2 protein-coding genes are annotated in these 1,113 nt (G+C 30.7%); both read right to left on the bottom strand.

Features of this window, described 5'->3' with window-relative positions:
* The coding region (locus tag JUE67_RS12345) for a DUF262 domain-containing protein (RefSeq protein WP_203637181.1) at positions 1-618 on the bottom strand (618 nt) is incomplete at its 3' end.
* A 141-nt stretch (positions 619-759) separates the two neighbouring features.
* A partial coding sequence (locus JUE67_RS12340) for a DUF536 domain-containing protein (RefSeq protein ID WP_203637180.1) occupies positions 760-1,113 on the bottom strand: 354 nt, incomplete at its 5' end.

Raw genomic sequence — 1,113 nt, 5'->3', positions numbered from 1 at the left:
TACTTTTGTTGTAACTTTAGAGTACAAAGCGCAAAGGTCAGCGTTAGATAATATTTCTATTTTAGTTAAAAAATAGTGATACACATCTAGTAAGTTTTGATTATATTTATTCATAACTATTTTATCTTCATCAGTTGACGGTAAAAGTAGTATATTTTTCTCAAAAAATTCTTTGCTAGAATTATTATTAGAGTAATTAAAAAGTGCCGTGTAATCGATAGTTGAATCTCCCTTAGGCTTTGCTATAAACAATTCTTTTATTGACGATAGCTTGGTAAAATTTATAACTGTTAGATTTCTGTCTTCAGCTGTATGGATAATAGCTGATAATAGAATAACGAGGCTGGTCAAACGCTGCTGTCCGTCTACAATGTAAAAAGGAGTGTATCCTGTTGACTCTACAAGCCAATAGTCAGGAGATTGATTTATTTTTTCATTAGGAATTTTGTCTGTGGTAATGACTCCCATATAGTATTGAATGTTAGGTGAAAAGCGTGTTATATCTTCCCAAAAGTCAAAGTACTCTTTCTTTGACCAAGCATAACCACGTTGGTAATCTGGGATTCTAAATAATGTATTATTGAAAATTTCTGATAAGGACAATAATTGGGATTGCAAGATAATATTCCTTTCTTGATTACATAATTTAAAGAGATATCGAATAATGGTAAAGATAAATACATAGCGTATCTTTGTAAAATTAGTTTCTTGTACAAGATAGTTAACGATTCTTTTTACTTTTTTTAGAAACCACCATAATTACCAAAAATGCCACCACTTTTTTATGGATTTTTCTATCACGTTAACCTTGCTGTTTCCTGGTACAGGTATAGAATTTAGTTTGTCTTTCTTTTGGTTCATCAATTGTAATTGTTGTGACTGATCTAATAATTTTTGCATTGACTTCAATTGTTCATCTTTTTCTTTAATTTGGTTATCTTTGATTGCTATTTGTTGATTGAGTAATTCTATTGTAGCTTGATTGTTGTTACCAGTGTTACTAGTAAATGTTCCCCCGTTTGGTTTCTGGTTATTTCCACCAATAAAATGCTTCTTTAACAGCAAATATCCTGAATTTACAATAACAAGGGTTTGCACCCCGTTTCTAGTCAC

It is taken from the genome of Lacticaseibacillus mingshuiensis, from assembly GCF_016861785.1.
Classification (GTDB): domain Bacteria; phylum Bacillota; class Bacilli; order Lactobacillales; family Lactobacillaceae; genus Lacticaseibacillus; species Lacticaseibacillus mingshuiensis.
Note: the sequence above shows the minus strand (reverse complement) of the source record. Positions and strands in the feature narration are given on the sequence as shown.